21 protein-coding genes are annotated in these 21,545 nt (G+C 62.6%); 19 read left to right on the top strand and 2 right to left on the bottom strand.

Features of this window, described 5'->3' with window-relative positions:
• Nucleotides 1-88: 88 nt before the first annotated feature.
• On the bottom strand, nt 89-343 hold the full coding sequence (locus tag ABHT90_RS06465; protein ID WP_040359778.1) for a hypothetical protein: 255 nt from the start codon (nt 341-343) through the stop codon (nt 89-91).
• 150 nt (nt 344-493) lie between these two features.
• Here ABHT90_RS06465 and ABHT90_RS06460 point away from each other — a divergent pair, with 150 nt between their 5' ends.
• The 7 genes from ABHT90_RS06460 to ABHT90_RS06430 all read left to right on the top strand — a co-directional run bounded on the left by ABHT90_RS06460 (nt 494) and on the right by ABHT90_RS06430 (nt 7,492).
• Nucleotides 494-1,807, top strand: coding sequence for an aspartate aminotransferase type Ic (locus tag ABHT90_RS06460; RefSeq protein ID WP_346981987.1), 1,314 nt, complete (start codon nt 494-496; stop codon nt 1,805-1,807).
• Nucleotides 1,808-1,858: 51 nt separating this feature from the next.
• A complete protein-coding gene (locus tag ABHT90_RS06455) occupies nt 1,859-2,173 on the top strand; it encodes an STAS domain-containing protein (RefSeq protein WP_035137695.1) in 315 nt (104 codons plus the stop codon).
• A 153-nt stretch (nt 2,174-2,326) separates the two neighbouring features.
• Entirely contained in the window at nt 2,327-2,917 is a 591-nt protein-coding gene (locus ABHT90_RS06450) for a twin-arginine translocase TatA/TatE family subunit (protein ID WP_346981986.1), read from the top strand.
• Nucleotides 2,917-3,708 carry a twin-arginine translocase subunit TatC gene (gene tatC / locus ABHT90_RS06445; RefSeq protein ID WP_022093860.1) on the top strand — a complete coding sequence of 264 codons (792 nt, stop codon included), beginning with the start codon at nt 2,917-2,919 and terminating at the stop codon, nt 3,706-3,708. Before ABHT90_RS06450 ends, tatC begins: the two co-directional genes overlap by 1 nt.
• Nucleotides 3,709-3,714: 6 nt before the next feature.
• Nucleotides 3,715-4,071, top strand: coding sequence for a hydrogenase maturation nickel metallochaperone HypA (hypA, locus tag ABHT90_RS06440; protein WP_117817250.1), 357 nt, complete (start codon nt 3,715-3,717; stop codon nt 4,069-4,071).
• A 55-nt stretch (nt 4,072-4,126) separates the two neighbouring features.
• The gene (hypB, locus tag ABHT90_RS06435; RefSeq protein ID WP_138374518.1) at nt 4,127-4,810 is read left to right on the top strand and encodes a hydrogenase nickel incorporation protein HypB; all 684 of its coding nucleotides are present in this window, start codon (nt 4,127-4,129) and stop codon (nt 4,808-4,810) included.
• Nucleotides 4,811-4,864: 54 nt separating this feature from the next.
• Complete coding sequence (locus ABHT90_RS06430) at nt 4,865-7,492, top strand: DNA topoisomerase I (protein WP_346981985.1); 2,628 nt, start codon at nt 4,865-4,867, stop codon at nt 7,490-7,492.
• Nucleotides 7,493-7,655: 163 nt separating this feature from the next.
• Here ABHT90_RS06430 and ABHT90_RS06425 read toward each other — a convergent pair whose 3' ends face one another.
• A complete protein-coding gene (locus ABHT90_RS06425; RefSeq protein WP_346981984.1) occupies nt 7,656-8,645 on the bottom strand; it encodes a zinc-ribbon domain-containing protein in 990 nt (329 codons plus the stop codon).
• A 237-nt stretch (nt 8,646-8,882) separates the two neighbouring features.
• On the opposite strand from ABHT90_RS06425, the gene tmk reads away from it, so the two are divergent.
• The 12 genes from tmk to ABHT90_RS06365 all read left to right on the top strand — a co-directional run bounded on the left by tmk (nt 8,883) and on the right by ABHT90_RS06365 (nt 21,511).
• On the top strand, nt 8,883-9,566 hold the full coding sequence (gene tmk, locus ABHT90_RS06420) for a dTMP kinase (protein WP_346981983.1): 684 nt from the start codon (nt 8,883-8,885) through the stop codon (nt 9,564-9,566).
• A 1-nt stretch (nt 9,567) separates the two neighbouring features.
• Complete coding sequence (locus tag ABHT90_RS06415) at nt 9,568-10,695, top strand: DNA polymerase III subunit (RefSeq protein WP_346981982.1); 1,128 nt, start codon at nt 9,568-9,570, stop codon at nt 10,693-10,695.
• On the top strand, nt 10,686-12,386 hold the full coding sequence (locus tag ABHT90_RS06410; protein ID WP_346981981.1) for a PSP1 domain-containing protein: 1,701 nt from the start codon (nt 10,686-10,688) through the stop codon (nt 12,384-12,386). The genes ABHT90_RS06415 and ABHT90_RS06410 overlap by 10 nt, the downstream gene beginning before the upstream one ends.
• A gap of 102 nt (nt 12,387-12,488) precedes the next feature.
• Nucleotides 12,489-13,295 (top strand): ComF family protein, encoded by an 807-nt coding sequence (locus ABHT90_RS06405; RefSeq protein WP_346981980.1) that lies wholly within the window; start codon nt 12,489-12,491, stop codon nt 13,293-13,295.
• Nucleotides 13,296-13,305: 10 nt separating this feature from the next.
• Complete coding sequence (locus ABHT90_RS06400) at nt 13,306-14,415, top strand: hypothetical protein (protein WP_346981979.1); 1,110 nt, start codon at nt 13,306-13,308, stop codon at nt 14,413-14,415.
• A 732-nt stretch (nt 14,416-15,147) separates the two neighbouring features.
• Entirely contained in the window at nt 15,148-16,158 is a 1,011-nt protein-coding gene (locus tag ABHT90_RS06395) for a substrate-binding periplasmic protein (protein WP_346981989.1), read from the top strand.
• Between the two features lie 317 nt (nt 16,159-16,475).
• Nucleotides 16,476-17,060, top strand: a complete 585-nt coding sequence (gene hpf, locus ABHT90_RS06390; RefSeq protein ID WP_035137685.1) for a ribosome hibernation-promoting factor, HPF/YfiA family — start codon at nt 16,476-16,478, stop codon at nt 17,058-17,060.
• A gap of 79 nt (nt 17,061-17,139) precedes the next feature.
• Nucleotides 17,140-18,093 carry a DegV family protein gene (locus ABHT90_RS06385; protein WP_346981978.1) on the top strand — a complete coding sequence of 318 codons (954 nt, stop codon included), beginning with the start codon at nt 17,140-17,142 and terminating at the stop codon, nt 18,091-18,093.
• Nucleotides 18,094-18,191: 98 nt separating this feature from the next.
• Nucleotides 18,192-19,271, top strand: coding sequence for an NAD(P)-dependent oxidoreductase (locus tag ABHT90_RS06380; protein WP_346981977.1), 1,080 nt, complete (start codon nt 18,192-18,194; stop codon nt 19,269-19,271).
• A 5-nt stretch (nt 19,272-19,276) separates the two neighbouring features.
• Complete coding sequence (locus tag ABHT90_RS06375; RefSeq protein WP_118206488.1) at nt 19,277-19,705, top strand: hypothetical protein; 429 nt, start codon at nt 19,277-19,279, stop codon at nt 19,703-19,705.
• A gap of 15 nt (nt 19,706-19,720) precedes the next feature.
• Entirely contained in the window at nt 19,721-20,419 is a 699-nt protein-coding gene (locus ABHT90_RS06370) for a HEAT repeat domain-containing protein (protein WP_346981976.1), read from the top strand.
• 6 nt (nt 20,420-20,425) lie between these two features.
• Complete coding sequence (locus ABHT90_RS06365; protein ID WP_117646243.1) at nt 20,426-21,511, top strand: isocitrate/isopropylmalate dehydrogenase family protein; 1,086 nt, start codon at nt 20,426-20,428, stop codon at nt 21,509-21,511.
• The last annotated feature ends 34 nt before the right edge of the window (nt 21,512-21,545 follow it).

The raw sequence follows: 21,545 nt of genomic DNA, 5'->3' as shown, positions 1-21,545 counted from the left end.
CCTCAAGAAGGAGTAACATCGGGACTTGCAGCGACGGACCTCAGGACACTCTTACACCACGTCTGCGCGCGCGACCCGGCCTCGAGGCTCATTCCACGGTGCCGTAGACGGCGCCCCAGCCGTGGGCGGCCAAGGCGGAGTTGAGCTGGTCACAAAGCGATTGGCGGTCGTAGTAGCCGGGCGGCAAAAGGTTCACGATTTCCATGAGGTCGGGCGCGAGGTCCAAGATCTCGGCCTGCACGATGAGATCCAGGCGGTCGATGGCGCGGCGGTCATAAAACAGTCCGTCGACCAGGCGCTGCAGGTCGCCGAATTCCTCGGCCTGGAACGATCCGTACTCCATAGTGCCTCCTTGGGCGCCCCACGCCGGCATGCGCGGCGATGTCGTAATTCATTGCGATGGACTTAATCTATCACGGCTTCATACCGTTGCGGCAGTGGCGGTCTATACTTAGACGAACTGCAACGTCCCGCTTCGCGAAAGGTCGCACCCATGCAGACGATCTACCAGAAGATGGAAACCACCGAACTCGATGCCGCCATCGAGGCGCTCAAAGCCGAGGTCGCCGAGGTCAAGGCCAAGGGCCTGGCGCTCGACATGGCCCGCGGCAAGCCGTCGCCCTCCCAGGTGGGCATCTCTCGACCCATGCTCGATATCCTCAATGCCGATGCCGATCTGCACGACGGCAACGTCGACTGCTCCAACTACGGTTGCTTTGAGGGCATTCCCTCGGCACGCAAGCTGGCGGGGGAGTTCCTGGGTTGCCCCGCCGAGCAGACGCTCGTACTGGGTTCGTCGAGCCTGCTGATCGAGCACGATATCGCCGGCATGTTCTGGCGCTGCGGCTCGTGCGGTAGCGAGCCTTGGGAGGCTTATGAGGCCGCGCATGACGGCAAGAAGGTCAAGTTCCTGTGCCCTGTTCCCGGCTACGACCGCCACTTTGGCATCACTGCCGACTTGGGTATCGAGAATGTCCCCGTCGCGATGACCGACAACGGCCCCGACATGGACGAGATCGAGCGCTTGGTTGCCGCCGACGACTCCATCAAGGGCATCTGGTGCGTGCCCAAGTATTCCAACCCCACGGGCATCACCTTTAGCGAGGACACCGTGCGTCGCCTGGTCGAGATGCCCACGGCCGCGCCCGATTTCCGCATCTTCTGGGACAACGCCTACTGCGTGCACGACCTGTACGACGAGACCGACGAGACCGATGAGCTCGCAAACATTTTTGACCTCGCTCGCGCGGCGGGCACCGAGGACCGCGTGGTGGCCTTTGCCTCGACGTCCAAGATCACCTTCCCGGGCGCCGGTATCGGCTTTATCGGTGCGAGCCCCGCGGTCATCGCCGAGTTCTCCAAGCGCCTGAAGGCCGGCCTCATCAGTGCCGATAAGCTCAACCAGCTGCGTCACGTGCGCTTCCTTCCCACCATCGAGGCGGTCAAGGAGCACATGAAAAAGCATGCCGAGTTTTTGCGCCCGCGCTTTGAGGCCGTTGAGCGCAAGCTCACCGAGGGCTTGGGCGATACGGGTTGCGCTACTTGGACGCATCCCCGCGGCGGCTACTTTGTGAGCTTCGATGGTCCCGAGGGCTCGGCCCAAAAGGTCGCCGCGCTTTGTGCCGACCTGGGCGTCAAGCTCACACCGGCTGGTGCCACCTGGCCTTATGGCAAGGATCCGCGCGACACCAACATCCGCATCGCGCCGAGCTATCCCACGGTCGAGGACCTGGAGGCCGCGCTCGATGTGCTGGTGCTGGCTGTGAAGCTGGTCGCTGCCGAGCTTGCGCGTGCCGAGCGCGCCTAACGCGCGGCTTCCCGTACTATCAGCACTTTCGATATGTAAAGGAGCGTATACATGGATTTGGGTATTTCCACCAACCCCACGCCAGAGCTCTACACCATTAAGGTAACCGGCGAGATCGATATCTCTAACGCCGATAGCCTGCGCAATGCCATCGACCTGGCGCTCGAGCAGCCCACTGAGGCCGTTGAGCTCGATTTTGCCCAGGTGAGCTACATCGATTCGACGGGCATTGGCGTGCTCGTGGGCGCCGCGCACCACGCGGTCGACCACGGCAAGCGCTTTAGCTGCACCAATGTGCAGCCCCCGGTGATGCGCGTGGTCCAGCTGTTAGGTGTCGACCAGGAGATTTCGATCACCGCTGCATAATCTTTGCCCCCAAAAGGGCGTGCCGTTTGGCATATGTTTGTGATGCGCTCGGACGTTTTGGCGTCCGGGCGCTATACTTGACCGAATGAATAGACGAGTTCCGGCCGAATGGCGCGGTGCGGGCTCGACTCACATCGAGCCTTGGAGGTATGTGTGTTTGGTATTGGAGAGGGTGAGCTCGCGATCATCGTGGTCTTCGGCTTTTTGCTGTTTGGCCCGGATAAGCTCCCGCAGATGGGCCGCACGATCGGCCGTGCCATCCGTCAGTTCCGCGAGACGCAGGAAAAGATGACGGCCGTTGTTCAGTCCGAGATTATCGATCCGGTGAGTGAGGCCGCTTCGGCTCCGGTCAAGCCCAAGAAGGTTGCTGCGACCGACGACGATTCCGATGCGGACGAGGATGCCGCCGAGACGGCAGCTCCCGCCAAGAAGGAGACCTTTGCCGAGCGTCGCGCCCGTCTTGCTGCCGAGAAGGCCGCGAGCGAGGCTGCCGCCGAGGGCGAGGGTGCTGCTGAGGAGTCCGAGGCCGAGGGTGCCGAGCCTGCCGCTGCCGCCGAGCCTGTCGTCGAGCCCGGGCCTGCTGCAGAGCCGGAGTCCGAGCCCGAGCCGGCAGAGCCCACGACGGCCGACCTCTACGCCCGTCGTCCCCGCAAGCGCAAGGCCGTCGTCGACCAGCTCGCTCGCGAGCTCGAGGCCGAGGGCGACGCCGCTGCCGCCGATGCCCCGAAGGGAGGCGATGAGTAATGCCTATCGGACCTGCGCGTATGCCGCTCTTCGATCACCTGGGAGAGCTCCGTCGCCGCCTGACCATCGTGGTTGTGTCGGTGTTTGCCGCCGCCATCGTGCTGTATTTCGCCACGCCTGTGGTGCTCGACATCTTGGAAGACCCCATCCGCTCCTTTGTGCCGGACGGTAAGTTCTACATCACCACCACACTCGGCGGCTTTGGCCTGCGTTTCTCGCTGGCCATCAAGATGGCCGTGGTCATGTGTACACCCATGATTATCTGGCAGATTCTGGCATTTTTCCTGCCGGCACTGCGTCCCAACGAGCGCAAATGGGTCGTGCCCACGGTGCTCGCCTCGACGGTGCTGTTCTTCCTGGGCGCAATTTTCTGCTACTTCATCATCATTCCTGCGGGCTTTGAGTGGCTCATCGGCGAGACCTCGGCCGTCGCTACGGCGCTGCCCGATCTGGAGAATTACGTCAACATGGAGCTGCTCTTTATGATCGGCTTTGGTGTGGCGTTTGAGCTGCCGCTCATCATCTTCTATCTGTCCGTCTTCCACATCGTGTCCTACGCGGCCTTCCGCGGTGCCTGGCGTTACGTATACGTTGGCCTGCTTGTGGGCTCGGCTGTGATTACGCCCGACGGCTCGCCCGTTACGCTGGGCCTCATGTATGGTGCCCTGCTCTCGCTCTACGAGATTTCGCTCGCCATTGCCCGCGTGGTCATTACCGCGCGCGAGGGCAAGGAGGGCTTGTTTGTGAGCCGTCTGGACCTGTTCTCGGACGATGAGGACGACGAGGAGTAAATCGGTATGCACGAGGTTGGCATTGTCAACGGCATACTCGATACAGTGATTCGCGCGGCGCGTGGGGCGGGGGCCTCGCGCGCCGTTTTGGTAACGCTGCGTATCGGGGATATGACCGAAGTTGTGCGCGAGGCGCTCGACTTTGCGTGGGAGACATTTCGCGATGAGGACTCGCTCACGCGAGGCTGCGAGCTTGCCGTGGAGGAAGTCCATCCACAAAGCGAGTGTCTGGACTGCGGGGAGGTCTTTGAGCACGACCGCTTCCATTGCCGCTGTCCCCAGTGTGGTGGTGCCAACGTGCGCCTACTGCACGGCCGCGAGCTCGATATCGCGAGTATCGAAATCGAAACCCCCGACGATTAGCCCGCTAGCCATCTGGTGATGGGGTATAAAGGGGCCAAAGTAAGGAGTGCCAAGTATGGCTGAGAAAACGATTGATATCGCGTCGCCGATCCTGTCGCGCAACGAGCGCCTGGCAGATCAGCTGCGACAGCGATTTAAAGAGACAAACACCTATGTGATCAATGTGCTGTCGAGCCCCGGTTCGGGCAAGACCACCACGATCCTGGGCACCAACGAGCGCCTGCGCGACAAGGCTGGCCTGCGCTGTGCCGTCATCGAGGGCGATATTGCCTCGGATGTCGACGCCATCACCATGAAGGAAGCCGGCATGCCCGCCATCCAGATCAACACGGGTGGCCTGTGCCACCTCGAGGGCAACATGATCATGGAGGCCGTTGACGCGTTCGACCAGGCCGTCGGTCTGGAGAACATCGACGTCATCTTTATCGAAAACGTGGGCAACTTGGTCTGCCCGGTCGACTTTGACCTGGGTGAGAACCTGTCCATCATGATTCTCTCGGTGCCCGAGGGCGACGACAAGCCCATCAAGTACCCGGGCATCTTCCAGCACGCCGGCGCGCAGCTGCTCAATAAGGTCGACGTGGCCCCGGCTTTCGATTTTGACATGGATAGGTATACTAAGACACTCGATGACCTCAATCCGCAGGCGCCGCGGTTTGCCGTGAGCGCGCGCAAGGGCGAGGGCATGGATGCCTGGTGCGATTGGCTCATCGGGCAGATCGAGCAAGCAAGGGCGTAAGTCGGCCGCCATACGGGCGGGCGTAGCCGTAGAGATACGAGATAGGAGCCTCTTTTGAAGCTCATCATCGCCGAGAAAAACGACGCCGCGCGGCAGATTGCCGAGCGTCTGTCCACGGGTAGACCCAAAAAGGACAAGGTGTACAACACCGCCATCTACCGTTTTGAGTGGAAGGGCGAGGAGTGCGTGACGATCGGTCTTGCCGGTCACATCCTTGCGCCCGATTTTTGCGACAGCGTGCTGTTCGATAAAAAGCTGGGCTGGTATTCGGTTACTGAGGACGGCGAGATGCTGCCGGCCGACATGCCCGATGGCCTGGCTCGTCCGCCCTACGACACCAAGCGCAAGCCGTTTCTTGCCGATGGCATCTCCATCAAGGGCTGGAAGCTCGAGAGCCTGCCTTATCTCACCTGGGCACCCGTCATTAAGCTGCCGGCCGAGAAGGAACTCATCCGCTCGCTTAAGAACCTCGCCAAAAAGTCCGACAGCGTCATCATCGCCACGGACTTCGATCGCGAGGGCGAGCTGATTGGTTCGGACGCCCTCAACAAGGTGCGCGAGGTGGCGCCCGACTTGCCGGTCGCCCGCGCCCAGTATTCTTCGTTTACCAAGGCCGAGATCACGCAGGCCTTCGATAACCTTGTCTCGCTCGACCAGAACCTGGCCGACGCCGGCGAGAGCCGTCAGCACATCGACCTCATTTGGGGTGCGGTGCTCACGCGCTACCTGACGCTCGCCAAGTTTGGCGGCTTTGGCAACGTGCGTTCCGCCGGCCGCGTGCAGACGCCGACGCTTGCCCTGGTGGTCGAGCGCGAACGCGAGCGCATGGCGTTTGTGCCCGAGGACTATTGGCAGATTCGCGGCATGGGTGCCGCGCAAGGCGCTGCCGAGGACGATCGCTTTAAGATCGCGCACAAGACGGCGCGCTTTACCGACAAGGATGCTGCTGAGACGGCGTACGGTCACGTTGACGGTGCCAAGACGGCAACCGTCGCCGCGGTGACCAAGCGCTCGCGCAAGCAGCAGCCGCCCACGCCGTTTGCGACCACCTCGCTGCAGGCTGCCGCCGCAGCCGAGGGCATCTCGCCTGCGCGTACCATGCGCATCGCCGAGTCCCTCTACATGGCGGGCCTCATCAGCTACCCGCGTGTCGACAACACCGTGTACCCCGCGACGCTCGACCTGGGCGCCGTGGTGAGTGACCTTGCAAAGATCAACCCGGCGCTGGCGCCCGTATGCAAAAAGGTCCTCGCCGGCCCCATGAAGCCCACGCGCGGCAAGGTCGAGACCACCGACCACCCGCCTATCTATCCCACGGGCGAGGGCGATCCGTCCACGCTCGACGGCGGTCAGCGCAAGCTCTACGACCTCATCGCCCGTCGCTTCCTGGCGACGCTTATGGGTCCTGCGACCATTGAGAACACCAAGCTCGAGCTCGACGTCAACGGCGAGCCGTTCGTGGCCTCGGGTGACGTGCTCGTGACCCCTGGCTTCCGCGAGGCCTATCCGTACGGCCTTAAGCGCGATGAGCAGATGCCGCCGCTGGAGCAGGGCGATACGGTCGACGTGTTCGACATTAAGCTCGAGGCCAAGCAGACCGAGCCGCCCGCGCGCTACAGCCAGGGCAAGCTCGTGCAGGAGATGGAAAAGCGCGGCCTGGGCACCAAGTCCACGCGCGCGAGCATCATCGAGCGCCTGTACGCCGTGCGCTACCTCAAAAACGATCCCGTGGAGCCGAGCCAGCTAGGCATCGCCATCATCGACGCGCTGTCGCAGTTTGCCCCGCGCATCACGAGCCCCGATATGACCAGCGAGCTCGACGGCGACATGACTCGCGTGGAGCGCGGCGAGGACACCGAAGAGCATGTCGTGACCCATTCGCGCGCGCTGCTGGCCGGCGTGCTCGACGAGCTGCTCAAGCATACGCAGGAGCTGGGCGACGCCATCAGCGACGCCGTCACGGCCGATGCGCGCGTGGGCGCTTGCCCCAAGTGCGGCAAGGACCTGGTTATGAAGACGAGTGCCAAGACCCGCGGCAGCTTCATTGGCTGCATGGGCTGGCCCGACTGCGACGTGACCTATCCGGTGCCGAGCGGCGTCAAGGTGAGCCCGCTCGAGGGCGAGGCAGCCGTGTGCCCCGAGTGCGGCGCGCCGCGCATTAAGTGCCAGCCGTTCCGCCAGAAGGCCTTCGAGATTTGCGTGAACCCCACGTGCCCCACCAACTACGAGCCTGACCTTAAGGTGGGCGAGTGCAAGGTGTGCGCCGAGGCCGGACGCCATGGCGACCTGATCGCGCACAAGAGCGAGAAGAGCGGCAAGCGCTTTATCCGCTGTACCAACTACGATGACTGCGGCGTGAGCTATCCTCTGCCGGCGCGCGGTAAGCTCGAGGCGACGGGTGAGACTTGCCCCGAGTGCGGCGCCCCCATCGTGGTGGTCAACACGGCGCGCGGTCCGTGGCGCATCTGCGTGAACATGGACTGCCCGACCAAGGAGAAGAAGCCCGCCCGCGGTCGCAAGACCACGACCAAGGCGAGCGCGGCCAAGAAGACGACGGCGGCCAAGAAGACGACGGCTAAGAAAGCCACTGCCGCCAAGAAGACGACGGCTAAGAAAGCCACTGCCGCCAAGAAGACGACCGCGAAGAAGTCGACTGCCAAGAAAGCAGCCGCCGACAAGTAACCGAGCGCATATCCGAGCACATATAGACAAGGCGGGGCCGGGCGCGCAAATGCAAATGTGCACCCGGCCCCACTTCTAAGTTGCGGTGAAATAGGGACTGTTTTTGCTGGCAAAAGGCCTAATCAATCCCTATTTCACCGCAAGTTTTGATCAGTTGTTGGGATTACTTCACCTCGACAGGCTTGGCGCTGGGATAGCGCTCCTCAAAATCTAGGCGGTACTTATTGTCATTGGTGCCCGCCACGTTGTCGCGCGACAGCGGCGCCACGATCTCATTCTTGTGGTCCGCAGGCTTGGCGTATTTCAGGCTGATCTCCCAGGCATCACAGATTGCGTCAATGCGGTGATCCAGGTCGTCGTACAGGGCGATGATGTCCTTCCAGGAGCTGTAGTTCTTGGAGCTCGTCGGAACGTCTAGGTCCTCGACGATGTCGTAATACTGCTCGATGGTGTCCTCCGTGCGCTCGGCGACGTCGGCGAGATTTTGACGGGCGGTTCGATCCTCTTCCAGATAACTGCCGTTGAAGTTCTGCGCGCAGCCACGGACGTAGTTGTCGAGGTCTTCGAGCAGGTCGTAGTATTCGCTCAGTCGGCGGTAGAGATTCTGCTCGGAGAGCGTTGCTTCGCCGCCATCCTCGTCGTCATCGTCATCGTCATCATCGTCGTACAGGCTGTTGGGATCGCCGAGAGGCTTTAGGTCATCGTCGTCGACGTCATGGTGCAGCTTAGCTACCTCGGCAGTCGTCTGCGTGGCGGCGTTGTCGAAAGGCTTGATCACAAAGAAAACGACCAGGGCGATGATGATCGCCACCAGCACAACGATAACGGCGATAAGCGGCCCGATGCCGCTCTTTTTGGGAGCGGGGGTCTGTGGCGAAGCGGGCGCGTATGCGGGAGCCGGCTGCTGTTGGGGCGAGCCGCTCGCGACGGGTATGCGCTGCGTGGTCTCGACGGCCGCGGGGCTTGCGGCGGGGTCGGGGCGATAGGCGAGGGGGTCGTCCGCCTTGGCTTGCGGCGTATCAAGGGAGCCTGTCTGCTCAAAAGCGGGCTGGCTATCGCTCGCGGTTGTTTGCTCAACGGGTGCACCGCACGAGGTGCAGAACTTGGCATTATCTGCAAGAAGCTTGCCGCACGAGGCGCAATACCGAGACATTGCCACTCCTTTCGCCACATTTCAATGCAATACGACGATTATACCCAGCGTCCAAAATTCCCCATCATAAGTTGCGGTGAAATAGGGACTGTTGGCGGTCTCGGAGCTTCAGTCAGTCCCTATTTCACCGCAACTTTGGAAAGGCACTTTAGCTATTGGGGACGCACCGAGCACTGGGGTATCATGGCTTGGTTGGTATATCTGCATTTACGCGCCTTGTAGGAAGGGGCTGCGCCCATGGCTTTTGAGCCCGCTCAACATAGCTTTATCACGCTCGAGGGCGTCGACGGTGCCGGCAAGTCCACGCAGGCGCGCCTGCTTGCCCGTGCGCTCGAGCTCGCTGGCTACCAGGTTGTGAACCTGCGCGAGCCGGGCGGCACCGCCATCAGCGAAAAGATCCGCGCTCTGCTGCTCGACCCCGCCAATACGGCGATGGGCGACACCTGCGAACTGCTGCTCTACGAGGCGGCGCGTGCCCAGCTGGTGCACGAGGTCATCGTGCCCGCCCTCGCTGCCGGCAAGGTGGTCCTGTGCGATCGCTTCTACGATTCCACGACCTGCTACCAGGCGTTTGCCGATGGCCTCGATCGCCAGATGGTGCGCGATGCCAACAACCTGGCCGTCGCGGGCACGCACCCGGCGCTCACGCTCGTCTATCGCATCACGCCCGAGCAGGCGGCGCTGCGCATGGCAGCCCGTGGCGCGGCAGATCGCATGGAGGCTAAGGGCATGGCCTTCCAAGAGCGTGTCTACCAGGGATTTTGCGCCATTGCCGCCGAGGAACCAAACCGCGTAAAGCTCATCGACGCCACCGCGTCCATCGAGGACGTCTTCGCGCAGACGGTCGAGCAGGTACGCGCCTACGGCCTCGACATTTCCCAGGACGCCGTCACCGCCGCGCTTGCCCAGGAGGCCGAGTAACATGGCCCCCGCTCAGGCAAGCCTGCTGGCCAAGCTCGACACCCAACAGCGCGTGCGCGACTTTTTGACCAATGCCGTCGCGAGCGGTCGCGCGTCGCACGCCTACCTGTTTTTGGGCGCGCCCGGCGCGGGCAAGCTCGATGCCGCGTGGGCGCTTGCCCAGGCATTCCTGTGCGAGCAGGATGGCTGCGGCTCATGCGATAGCTGCGTGCGCGTCGCCCGCCATACGCACCCCGACGTGCACTACTACACGCCCGAGAGTGCCACGGGCTACCTCATTGCCCAGACCCGTGAGCTGCTCGATGACGTGCCACTGGCGCCCATCCGCGCCAAGGCCAAGGTCTATATCATCGACCGTGCCGAGCAGCTGCGCGCTAACACCGCCAACGCACTGCTCAAAACACTCGAGGAGCCGCCCGAGGGCGTTATGTTTATCTTGCTGGGCACCTCGGCAGACGTGATGTTGCCCACCATCGTGAGCCGCTGCCAGTGCGTGCCGTTTCGGCTGGTGTCGCCCGCCGTCGCCGCGCAGGCCGTGAGCCGCGCCACCGGTCAGGATATTGCGCGTTGTCGCATGGCCGTCGCCGTGGCGGGGAGTCCCACGCGTGGCATCGAGTTCCTCAAGAGCGCCGAGCGCCAGGACGCCCGCCGTCAGATGGTTCGCGCCATCGACTCGCTCATCGCCGCCGACGAGGCCGACGTGCTCAGCCGCGCCAAGTCGCTCATCGTCGCCGTTAAGGCGCCGCTCGCCGAGGTCAAGTCCACGCAGGAAAAGGTGCTCGAGCAAAACGCCGACTACCTGTCGCGTGGAGCATTGAAGCAGCTTGAGGACCGCAACAAGCGCGAACTCAACGCGCGCGAGCGTTCGGGTATCATGGAAGCGCTGGCGAGCGCGCGGACGCTCATGCGCGACGTGCTACTGACGCTTCAGGACGAGGCAGCCGACGTGGTGAACGAAGACGTGCGCGACACGATCGGTCGGCTTGCCGCCGCGACCAATGTTGCGGGTGCCACCCAGGCGCTCGAGGCAGTCGCGACCGCCGAGCGCAACATCGCCAGAAACGTTACTCCCCAGCTGGCCATCGAGGTCATGCTATTCGATATCAGGAAGGCACTGAAATGCCGTTAGTCGTACCCGTTAAGTTTACCTACGCCTCGCGCGACCTGTGGTTCGACCCGCAGGATCTGGATATCCTCGAGGCCGATTATGCCATTTGCTCCACCGAGCGCGGAACCGAGATCGGCCTGGTTACGGCCGACCCCTTCGAGGTGCCGCTCGACGAAATCGGTCAGCCGCTCAAGCCCGTGCTGCGCGTGGCGAGCGACATCGACTTGCAGCTTGCCGACGACCTGGCCATCCAAGGCGACGAGGCGATGGTCGACTTCCGCCGCCTGGTCAAGGAGCTCGACCTCGAGATGAAGCCGGTCGGCGTCGAGTACCTGTTTGGCGGCGAGAAGGCCGTGTTCTACTTTGCGGCCGAGGAGCGCGTCGATTTTCGCCAGCTCGTCAAGGACCTGTCCTCGACGCTGCATATTCGCGTCGACATGCGCCAGATCGGCGTGCGCGACGAGACCCGTCTGGTGGGCGGCTATGCCCAGTGCGGACAGGAGCTCTGCTGCACGCGCTTTGGCGGACAGTTTGAGCCCGTCTCGATTCGCATGGCAAAAGAGCAGGACCTGCCGCTCAACTCGTCCAAGATCAGCGGCGTGTGCGGCCGCCTGATGTGCTGCCTGCGTTATGAGTTCGAGGCGTACAAGGACTTTAAGAGCCGTGCGCCCAAAAAGAAGACGCTCATCGATACGCCGCTTGGCAAGGCGCGTATTCAGGAGTATGACACGCCGCGTGAGCAGCTGGTGCTGCGCCTGGAGAACGGCAAGGTCTTTAAGGTCAACCTAGTCGATATGACGTGCTCGGAGGGCTGCAAAAAGAAGGCTGCCGAGCAGGGCTGCAACTGCCGCCCCGACTGCGTGACGCGTGACGTGCTCGAGCGCATCGAGTCGCCCGAGATGCGCCTGGCGCTCATGGAACTCGATCGCGAGAACGGCGTCGACGTGGGCGATGGCCTGTCGAGTGCCGACCGTCTGGCCGGTACGTCGATGCCCAAGCGCCGTCGTCGCGATGCCGATTCCGATGCCCGAGCTGCTCAGAGCCAGGGCGAGGGTCGCGGCCGCGGTAAGGGTCGCGGCAAGGCCGAGGCACCCGAGGCCGAGGAGGCTGCCGGTGGACGTCGCCGCCGCAAGCGCGCGGGTTCGGGCGATGCCGGCGAGGCCGCTCCCGCGGGCAAGAACGCTTCTCGCGAGCGCGAGGTTCAGCAGCCCCAGCAGCAGAATCGCGGCGGTGGCATGAACCCCACACGTCGCCGCCGCCGTCATCTGTCGAGCGAGGAGCGCGAGGACGCCTTCCGCGCCGCAGCTGCTCGCGAGGCTGGTGCCGCTTCCAAGGGCGCCTCGGCCTCCGACGCGCCTGTCGACAAGGGCGGCAAGTCACGTGGCGAGGAGGAGCGCGCGCCGCGTCCGCGCCGTCGCCATTCCTCGGGCGCGCAGCAGAAGCCCTCAGTGCCCTCCGTGGCCGATCAGGTCTCGGATGGCGAGGTCAAGGTTACGCGCCGTCGTCCCGGAGATGGCGGGGGAGCGGCTGCCAAGGCTTCGCGTGGCGCCGCTCGTGACGAGCGCGAGCCGCGCGAGGATCGCGGTGGCGAGGGCTCGGCCGACCAGGGTCAAAAGCGCCGTCGCCGTCGCCGTTCCCGCAAGCCGCGCCAGGATGGTGGCGAGGGCTCGGCCCCGTCTTCGTCCGCACCACAACCGCCCGCCGGCGAATAACGCCCGCGAGCGGATTTAGCCCGCCTTGCCCCGAGCGCATCGGGGTATCATAGCGCCGAATCAACAACCCTCCCTGCGACCGAACGTAGGGAGGGTTGTGTCTTGAAGAGCCATCTGAACATATTGAGCCGTCTACTGGGCGCCGGCGCCCTACCGTTTGCGGACGAATTGCTACCGTTTGCCGAGTGGGTGGCACGCGAGGCGCTCGAGGCATTGTCGCCAACACGATGTGCCGGCTGCGAGCGCGCCGGTACGCTTATTTGCCAAGACTGCCTGACTGCGCTCACGCTCATCGACCCACGTCATAGCTGCACCCGATGCGGCGCCCCGTTTGGGGATTTGCTGTGCACTGAGTGTTCGGTCGAGGGCACGTCCTCGGCAATGGCGGAGGCGCTCGACCGCTGCCTGGCGTGCGCCGTCTATGCGCATCCGCTGCCGCGCATCATTAAAGCGTACAAGGATGCGGGCGAGCGACGTCTGGCTCCGTATCTGGCGGAGCTGCTCTACGACACCGCCCTGCATGCCCAGGTCGTAGCGCCCGATCGCTATGGAGGTGTGCTGTCCGGTGCGGATGCGGTGGTGTTTGTGCCTGCGACGGCGGTAGCGTTTCGGCGGCGTGGTTTTGATCATATGGAGGCCATTGCGCGCTCGTTTTGCGATCTTTCGGGTGTGCCGTTGCTGGACGCCCTGGTCAAATACGGTCATGGTGACCAGCGAGAGCTCGGTCGCGATGAGCGTCGGGAGCATGCCCGGGGCATGTACGAGACGGTCGAGGATGTGCGGGGCAAGCGCCTGCTGCTCATCGATGATGTCATTACCACGGGCGCGACCATGGCAGCAGCCTCGGCGGAGCTCAAGCGTGCCGGCGCCGCAGCAGTCGATGGTCTCGCTGTCGCACGCGTTTGGTAGGGGTGGTTTTGTGGCAGTGAAGATGGCGCGACGCATCGAGCCGACAAGCGAGCAACTGGCGGCCTCCGTAATCCTGACCGGCGCCTCGGCGCTGCGCATGATGCGCGCCGAGCGCCGACAAATGGGTTACATCAGCTGGAGGGACCTCGATCCCGATGAAGAGCGCCGTGTGCTGCGCACGTCGTCGCCCTCGACCGAGGACATCTATCTTCCCGATTTGGTGCGGATTGGGGCCGCAAGCGGCGAGGTGCAAGAGGATTTGTGCTTGTTGGTAGGGTCTGCAGCGCAGCGCCGCCGTATTCTTGGCGTGAGCTGGTCCGTATGCTCCGAGTTGCCCGCCGGCTCGATTCTAGAGGTGGAACCGGGGGTGTACAGTCTATCTCCCGAGGCCCTTTGCGTAGCCGTCGCGCGCGAGGTCGGCTGTATCCAGGCATTTGCCCTGGCCCAGGAGCTGTGCTCTAAGATTTCGCTGAGTGACCGCGGGAAGTATCTGCCTCCCTACACCTCGCCCGTTACGAATAAACTTGCAAAGGACAAGGACCAGCCAGCAGACGTGGGCTACTTTGAGGTTGAGCCGGTGCTGACGCCCGATCGTCTGGCAGATTACCTCGCGGTATGCAAGGGGAATGCGGCCAAACAACTGCAGCGTCTGTGTCCCTACTTGTCAGAAAACCTGCGCTCGCCCATGGAGTGCATCATGCTCGCTCTGTTTTCGCTTCCGTTTTCCTATGGCGGATTTGCCTGCGGTCCCTTTAAGACCGACTACAAGATCGAGTTCGATGACCGTGCGCAGGCAATCTCGGGGATGCCGCATGCAGTTTGCGATGCGTATCAGGAAGCAGCCCAGTTTGACCTGGAATACAACGGTGAGCTGGGCCATTCCTCCCGGAGGGGACGTATCCATGATGAAAAACGCAACACGGGCTTGATTACTATGGGAATCGAGGTCGCGACGGTCAATAACGAGATACTCTGCGACATGGAAGCAATGGAGGCGCTCACATGGCGCATGCACCAGCGTATGCGAAAGCGGTACCGGAATCGTGTCGATGCCCGCAGGAAAAAGCAAGAGGCGCTGCTTAACACGCTGCGGGCGTGTTTTGGGCTTAAACCCGCCTAACAATGCTCTGAAACAGGGGGTTGGATATATGCTCTGGCCAAAATATAGCAAATATGAGTACTGCTACAAATTCAGTAACATCAAAATCAGGGATTTTGGGACTGGAAGATGGGGTAAATTAGAAAGTTATTAAACAAATGTGGAATATCCTGGCATCAATCTGACGTTATAGAGCGTGAAAACAGCTTGCAGAGCCAAAAACTCCTGCTACTAAATTGGTAACAGTACTCATATTTGCTATTTTTTGGCCACGGCGCCCTAAGACGGGTGTGTTGGGGCTTTCCATAGGGGAGCGACGGGCTCAATCAGAGCGCGTGCGGCCCGTCCTGACCTGCGAAATCTGTACTCGCGATGCGAATAACGCCCCTAACCTTAAACTATAGCTTGAACTTAGCTATAATGCGCTACGTTCCTGCCAGGCTGTGGTTGCGGACGGACGAAATGTCCATCCTAGTCCAAGACAGACGCGGTCAAAGGGATCCACGTAAGCGACCGCGTGCGCGCGGCGCGATCATGGCGCGTCCTAGATGTAAGCCGCACCGTCCGTTCTACTTTCTTTGGGGCAATACCGCCTCGCGGGCGAGCGGGCCAGTCGTGAAGGTGGCTGCGGCCTCCCGAGCAAACGCCCCGGTGCGCAAGTGTGGGGTCAAATACCAGGTCAGCTGGTGGGAACAACCAGATATTCCGCGCAAGGCACGGATCGTATACGACATAGAAGGCAGGGTAGTGGACATGGTGAGGGGCAGCTTGATGCACGCGGCTCGGTTAGGCGCTGGGACCGCGGCGGTCATTGCCGTTTTGGGCCTGAGTGGATGCGCGTTCAATCCACTTTCCACGTTCACGACGCCCACGATCGACCAAATCGAGTACGAGGCCGTCACGCCCACGGTGTCGGACGATGCCCTAGTCACGCCGGGAACCCTGACGGTCGCCCTCGATACGTCCGACGCCCCGCAGGCTATGCAGGACGCCGACGGAAACCTCACGGGCTATGCGGTCGATGCCGCCCGCGCCCTCGCATGCCGTATGGGTCTCAAGGTTGCCTTTGTCGATGCGTCCTCGGCCGATTCCGTGCTCAGCGACAAGAAGGCCGACATCTTCATTGGCAACATCAAGTCCACGGACGATGGCATCAGCTCGCTTGGTACCTGCCTGTACGACGCCGCCGCTGTGTTTGGCAAGACCAGCGACGGAGAGTCCCTGAACGTCTCCACCGACACGCTCAATACCGCTACCCTGGGCGTCCAGACGTCCTCGGCCTCGCAGGAGGCGCTCGCCAAGCAGAGCATCACGGCCAATCAAAAGACCTTCTCAAACATCAACGAGTGCTTTGAGGCGCTCGAGTCCGGCGAGGTCGATTACGTGATTTGCGACTCCACGGCCGGCGGCTACCTCGCGCGCCTGATGAACCAGATCTCGTATGTCGGCACGCTCGAGACGCCCGCGACGCTCGGCGTCGCGGGCCTTGCCTCCAACGATGAGCTGTGCCGCGCCGTCAGCGATGCCCTCGACGGCATCACGGTCGACGGTACCCTCGAGGCCGTCCACTCCGTCTGGTACGGCACGATGCCCTACGACCTCACCGCCAAGACCGTTTCGGGCGTCAACATGCAGGCATCCGACTCTACATCCGACGAGGCCGAGTCTTCCGACGACGAGGCCTCTGATGACAGCGGCGACAGCTCGTCATCTAGCCAAGAAGGCACGATCACCGACGATGACATCAACAAGCTCAATAGCTAGTTATTGGTAGGGGTGGCGTCTTCCGTGCATTAAATGAGGCGCTTCTTCACGGTTTCAACACGCGTTGCCGGGTCTCCCAAGTAGGGGAGCCCGGCTTTTCTATTTTGATAAAACCTGCAGGTCAAAGCCAATTTCCAGAAAAAAATCCAACGCCGCCGACGTCTTCCTATAGCGCACTTTGCCACGGAAAAGTGCGAGACTTCGGTATGCGGTATCAAGCAGTCGTTATTCGGGTCTTTGAGAATCCGGGTGATTAAATACACGGCAATGGGTACATAGCCAGTACAGTAAGTCCCCGAGGCAGATTGGAGCCACGTATGGATATCAAGGTTTCTGGACGCAAGACGACGGTAACCGATGCTCTGCGTGCGCATGTTGATGAGAAGATCGGCGAGGCGCTCAAGGTTTTCGACATCGAGCCCATGACGGTCGACGTTGTACTTCGCTACGAGAAGAACCCCTCGAACCCCAACCCGGCAATCGTCGAGGTCACGGTTCGTGCCCGCGGCTCTGTGATTCGCGTTGCCGAGCACGGCGCAGATATGTATGCCGCCATCGATCTCTCCGCCGATAAGGTTACTCGTCAGCTGCGCAAGTTCAAGACCAAGGTCGTGGACAACCGCCAGGGCGGTGCCAGCGCCGCGGATGTCGCACCGGTCGAGCGCGTCGAGGATCTGGCCGACCTGCTGCTGCCCGAGGAGGAGGACGACCTGCTCGTCCGCGAGAAGGTCATCGATGTCACCCCGATGACTGAGGAGCAGGCGCTGGTGCAGACCGATCTGCTCGGTCACGACTTCTACGTGTTCGAGAACGCGACGACTGGCCTCATCAATGTGGTGTATCACCGTAAGAATGGTGGATATGGCATCATCAAGCCCCGTATCGAAACACTTGACGAGTAAAATACGTTAACTTGCATGAGTTAACGGTTGGCGGCCATCCCATGCGGGTGGCCGCCTTTTTACGTAAGGAGTCGCTTTGATGGACAAGGCCGCATCTACCGGTCATTCGGACCGTTGCCGCATCGTCGTCGATACCTGCTGCGACTTTAGCCCCGAGGTCGCCGCGAACCTCGATGTCGATATCCTGGGTTTCCCCTTCATTATCGATGGCGAGGAGCGCACGGATGACATCTGGTCGAGCATCGCGCCCAAGGAGTTCTATGACCGCATGCGCGCTGGTGCCCACGTGTCCACCTCGGCTGTGTCGCTCGGTCGCTATATCGAGTTCTTTACCGAGTGCGCCAAAGAGGGCACGCCCACGGTCTACCTGTGCTTTACCTCGGCGCTGTCGTCGAGCTACAACTCCGCGTGCCAGGCGGCGGACGCCGTGCGTGCCGAGTATCCCAACTTTGAGCTCTACGTGGTCGACAACGCTCTGCCCTGCGCGACTGGCGCGCTCTTGGCGCTCGAGGCCGTGCGCCAGCGTTCGGCGGGACTGACCGCCAAGCAGCTGGTCGATTGGGCAAACGAGGCAAAGACCTACGTCCACGGCTACTTTACGCTCGAGAGCTTCGACGCACTAGCTGCCGGCGGCCGCATTCCGCCCGCGGCGGCGCAGCTCACGGCAAAGCTCGATGTCAAGCCCGAGCTCTCCTACGACCTTGCCGGCTCGCTGTCGCTGATCGGCGTCAACCGCGGCCGCAAGAAGGCGCTCAAGTCCATTCTCAAGTCGTTCCGCGAGAACTACGTGCCCGACCGCACCATGCCCATCGCAATCATGACGGCCGATGCCGAGAAGGACGGCGACTGGCTCGAAGCTGCCATCCGCAAGGAGGAGGGCTGCGCCGACGTCACGATCATTCGCAGCTCCGTGGGTCCCACCATTGGCTCGCACGTGGGCCCCGGCATGGTGGCCTGCGCGTTTTGGGGTAAGAACCGCGCCGACAAGGCGTCGCTTCCCGATCGCATCGCCCGCCGCGTGCGCGGTCAGTAGGCAAGTAACGCGTCCGTAATCGCCCTCGACTCACAGCTCAAACGCTGGCACCGAGTATTCAACCTGGTAATAACACCCAACCTAAAAGGAAAGGTTTCATGGCAAACAAGCTCTCTGTCGCATTTATCGGCACCGGAATTATGGGTGCCCCCATCGCCGGCCACATTCTGGACGCTGGCTATCCCGTCACGGTCAACAACCGCACCAAGTCCAAGGCTGCAGCGCTCGTTGAGCGCGGTGCCGTCTGGGCCGATACGCCGGCAGATGCCGCGGCGAACGCCGACGTCGTCTTTACCATGGTGGGCTATCCCTCCGAGGTCGAGGAGCTCTACCTGGCGGGCGACGGCCTGCTGGCCTGCACCAAGCCCGGTGCAGTCCTGATCGACCTCACCACGAGCTCGCCCGAGCTCGCGCGCGACATTGCCGAGGCCGCCCAGGTTTCCGGCCGCATGGCGTTTGACTGCCCCGTCACCGGCGGCGAGTCGGGCGCGATCGCCGGCACGCTCACGGCTATCGTGGGCGCCACCGAGAACGACATTGCCCCGGTCCGCGACATCCTTGCCACCTTTGCGGCCAACATCTGCTGCTTCGATGGCGCCGGCAAGGGCCAGGCTGCCAAGCTTGCTAACCAGGTGTCGCTGGGCGCCTGTATGGTCGGCATGGCCGATGCGCTGGCATTTGCCGAGCTGAGCGGTCTGGATCTGGATAAGACCCGCGAGATGATCCTGGGCGGCACCGGCAAGTCCGGCGCCATGGAGAGCCTGGCGCCCAAGGCGCTCGACGGCGACTACAAGCCCGGCTTTATGGTCGAGCACTTCATTAAGGACCTGCGCCTGGCGCTCGCCTACGCCGACGACCGCGAGCTCGCGCTGCCCGGTGCTGACGTGGCCTTTACGCTCTACGACATGCTCGACGCCATCGGTGGCGCCAAGCTGGGTACCCAGGCCATCACGGTGCTCTACAAGGAGGAGGCCGACGCCATCGCCGCCGGTCTTGACTGGTCGCAGTATCGTCCCGAGGAGCACGGTGCCCACGAGGACAGCTGCGGTTGCGGCGAGCACGGCGACGACCACGAGTGCGGTTGCGGCCACCACCACGGCGAGGACCACGAGTGCTGCGGCGGCCACGGCCACGATGACGGCCACGAGTGCTGCTGCGGCCACCATCACGAGGAGTAGCGCCCATGAGCTGGACGTTCGTGGTGCTCGCGCTGGTGCTCTTTATCTTTGCGATCTACATTGGCTTCTTGTGCGGCCAGTGGGCCTGCGAAAAGCGCGTCATCACCAAGCGCGACTACTGGATTGCCAACTTTGCGGGTGCGGCGGCAGTTGTCCTGCTGACCTGGGTGTTCTCGCTGTTCCCGCTGGTGCAGTTTGCACCGATCGGCTGGCTCGGCGGCTTTATCGCCGGCCTTAAGATGAGCTTTGGCGAGTCCGTCGGCCCGTGGCGCAAGCACGATGAGGTCTTTAACGTCAACAAGGCCCATCGCGCCGCGGCCGATGCGGGCGATGCCGAGGAGCGCCGCCGTGCACGTCGCAATGGCGCGGCCGACCGACAGCTCATCTCGGTCACCGATGACAGCAAGGGTGCTGGTAAGCACGCCAAGAAATAGTAAGAAGAGGTAACTATGGCAGAAAACAAAGACGAACAGCTCACCGACGAGGAGCTGGCACAGCTTCAGCTGGCAGAGGAGAACGAGAACGCCGTCGACCGCCTGGTCCAGGAGCTCGGCTGCCCCACACGCCGCATTCGCCAGTTTGCCGCCCGCGTGCTGCACCTGCTCGCCGAGCGCGATCCGCAGCGCGTCGTGCCCTGCGTGCCCGCGCTGATCGAGGCGCTCGACCGCCCCGAGGCTCAGACCCGCTGGGAGGCCCTCGATGCCCTGACGGCGCTCGCCACCACCTGCCCCGAGCAGATGGGCGATGCCTTTGAGGGCGCCGAGACCGCGCTGTTCGACGAGCTTTCCTCCACGCTGCGCTATGCCGCCTTCCGCCTGCTGTGCGTGTGGGGCGCCACGAGCGTCGAGCGTTCGCGCGAGGCTTGGCCCATTCTGGACGAGGCCATCCAGTGCTACCACGGCGATCTTGAGTACCGTGACATGCTAGGCTGCCTGTACGAGTTTGGCCAGGGCGAGATCGACGCCGAGGTTGCCGAGAAGCTCGCGCTGCGCCTTAAGTTCGATGCCGAGAACGGCAAGGGCAGCTATCTCAAGGCCCGTTCGAGCGAGATTTGCGAAATGCTTGTTAAACGTTTCGGCCTGGATCTCTCCAAAAAGAAGAAGCGTGCTAGCGTTAAAAAATCTGACGACGCCGAAGACGAGGAGTAACAGATTATGGCGCACGATGTAGTCCTGATTCCCGGTGACGGTATCGGTCCCGAGATCACCCAGGCCATGCGCCGCGTGGTCGAGGCCACCGGTGTCCAGATCAACTGGAACGTCCAGGAGGCCGGTGCCGGCGTCATGGACGAGTTTGGCACGCCGCTGCCCCAGCACGTGCTCGATGCGGTCGCCGAGACCAAGGTTGCCATCAAGGGCCCCATCACCACGCCGGTCGGTACGGGCTTCCGCAGCGTCAACGTCGCCCTGCGCAAGCACTTCGACCTGTATGCCTGCGTGCGCCCCTGCCTGTCGCAGCCGGGTGACGGCTCTCGTTTCCGCGATGTCGACCTGGTCATCGTGCGCGAGAACACCGAGGACCTCTACGCCGGCATCGAGTTCGACGAGGGCGCTGCCGAGGTCGAGGAGCTCTCGCAGCTCGTCGAGCGCTCGGGCCAAAAGACCTTCGCTGCCGATTCCGCTATCTCGATTAAGCCGATCTCTATCGCCAAGAGCCGCCGCATTGTGGAGTATGCCTTTGAGTATGCCCGCCGCTGTGGCCGCAAAAAGGTGACGGCCGTGCACAAGGCCAACATCATGAAGGCGACCGACGGCCTGTTCCTGCGCGTCGCGCGCGAGGTGGCCGCAAACTACCCCGATATCGAGTTCAACGACAAGATCGTCGACGCCACCTGCATGGGCCTGGTCCAGAACCCCAATGACTTCGATGTCCTGGTGCTGCCCAACCTGTACGGCGACATCGTCAGTGACCTGTGCGCCGGCCTGGTGGGCGGCTTAGGCATGGCTCCCGGCTCCAACATCGGTGCCGATTGCGCCATCTTCGAGGCAACGCACGGCTCCGCGCCCGATATCGCTGGCCAGGATATCGCCAACCCCACGGCCGAGATCCTCTCTGCTGCGATGATGCTCGATCACCTGGGCGAGAACGACGCGGCCAATCGCATTCGCGTGGCCGTCTCTGCCACGCTCGACGAGGGCGAGCAGGTCACCGGTGACGTGCGCCGCGCCCAGACCGGCTCCGTCGAGGGCGCCGTGGGCACGCAGGCATTCGCCGATGCCGTTATCGCGCACCTCGCCTAAGGCATGCGGCCCGCAAACGCCTAAATAGTACTTA

The organism is Collinsella aerofaciens (genome assembly GCF_039758815.1).
GTDB classification, from domain to species: domain Bacteria; phylum Actinomycetota; class Coriobacteriia; order Coriobacteriales; family Coriobacteriaceae; genus Collinsella; species Collinsella aerofaciens_BP.
This window is presented reverse-complemented; position numbering and strand designations above follow the sequence as displayed.